The organism is Pseudoxanthobacter sp. (assembly GCF_036822375.1).
Taxonomy (GTDB): Bacteria; Pseudomonadota; Alphaproteobacteria; order Rhizobiales; family Segnochrobactraceae; genus Pseudoxanthobacter.
The window spans coordinates 1-1,637 of sequence record NZ_DAISHT010000376.1 but is presented as its reverse complement, the minus strand read 5'-3'; the positions used below and the strand labels follow the sequence as shown (position 1 = coordinate 1,637).

1 protein-coding gene and 1 pseudogene are annotated in these 1,637 nt (G+C 70.6%); both read left to right on the top strand.

The annotated features are described in order from the left end of the window. A pseudogene (locus V7067_RS17785) lies at positions 1-995 on the top strand (cell division protein FtsZ); the annotation flags it as partial. A gap of 332 nt (positions 996-1,327) precedes the next feature. Then, positions 1,328-1,637, top strand: a 310-nt coding sequence (locus tag V7067_RS17780) for a UDP-3-O-acyl-N-acetylglucosamine deacetylase (RefSeq protein ID WP_334177212.1), incomplete at its 3' end; no start/stop codon positions are given.

Sequence of the window (1,637 nt, the reverse complement as noted above, 5' to 3'; positions counted from 1 at the left end):
GCCTGCTGATCTCGATCACCGGCGGCAAGGACATGACCCTGTTCGAACTCGACGAGGCGGCCACCCGCATCCGCGAGGAAGTCGATCAGGACGCCAACATCATCCTCGGCGCCACGTTCGACGACAGCCTGGAAGGCATCATCCGCGTTTCGGTGGTGGCGACCGGCATCGACAAGGGCGCGCTGGAAGAAGCCGCCTCCCCGGCCGAGACCCGCGCTGCCGAGGCCGCCGCCCGTCTGCGCAGCACTGCCGCTGCCGCCGCCGCGCAGGCCATGCCGCTGCGCGGCAACCCGCAGCCGGCCGCCGCCGCTCCGGCCGCCCCGGCGCAGCATCAGGCCGCCCAGATCCGGGCTGCCGAACTCGCCCGCGCCACGGCGCTGGCCGCGGTGGAAGCCGGTCTGGAGCAGCGCTTCGAGGCCCCGGCGGCCGAAGACTATGCCGCCGATCCGGTCGACAGCTCCTATCTGGAGCAGGCGGTGGAGAGCGCGGCGAGCTACGCTGTCGAAGAGATCACCTACGAGGAAGAAATCGTGGAGCCGGCGCCGGCCGCTGCCGCCGCCCCGCGGGTGCCGCGTGTGGAAGACTTCCCGCCCCATGCCCAGCGCGAGATGGCCCAGCGCGAAATGCGCACCCCGGCCCCGACCCGCGCCCCGGACGTGGAAGAGGATCGCCGCCCGCTGAGCCTGCTGCGCCGCATCGCCAACGGGCTGTCGCGCCGCGACGACCATGACGACCACAACACCCCGAACCGCGGCGGTCGTGCCCCGGCGGCGGGTTACACGCAGGCCCCGGCTCCGGCCCCGCGGCAGGCTGCGCCCGCTCCGGCGAGCGAGTTCACCCGCCGTCCGGCGCAGGCCCAGCGCCCGCCGGCGACCCCGGAATCCTACCACCGCCCGCGCGGCATGGAGACCGACCTGCCGGCCGGCCGCACCGCCGCCCGCAGCGACGACGACCAGCTTGAGATCCCGGCCTTCCTGCGCCGTCAGGCGAACTGAAAGCCCGGCTGAGACAAGACCTTCGGGGCGGACCGGCCGGTCCGCCCCGATTCTGCGTCCGCATCCGGCCCTTGTGTTACAGAGCGTGTCACAAAGGCCCTCGAAAGGACGCCGGACGACGCCTTAATACCTTGATCTGTAACGCCTATTTCTGCGTTACAAGGCGGTAATCAAGCGTGATTTTACGCCCCCGCCCGCACCCGGTAGCTTCACCCTCAGATCAAGGGATGACCGGGCGGCGTTTTTGTTCAGCCCTGCCTTTCGGCCGGTCAGCCCGTGCTGCCACTTATGGCGGCGATGTGATGTGCAGGGCGAAGACGGGAACCGGAACGATGGCGCGCGGCTCAAGCTTCTACCAGAAGACCCTTGCGGCCCCGGTTCGTCTGTCCGGCATCGGCGTTCACTCCGCAGCCCCGGCAACGGTCACCGTCAACCCGGCCGAAAGCGGCACCGGCATCGTGTTCGTGCGCACCGACTTCGCCGACAGCGACGGCGGCGTGGCCGCCACCTGGCAGTCGGTCACCTCCACGGAGCTGTGCACCGTGGTCTCCACGCCCGGCGGCCGGTCGGTTTCCACCATCGAGCATCTGATGGCGGCGCTGCGCGCCTACGAGATCGACAACGCCATCGTCGAGGTCGACG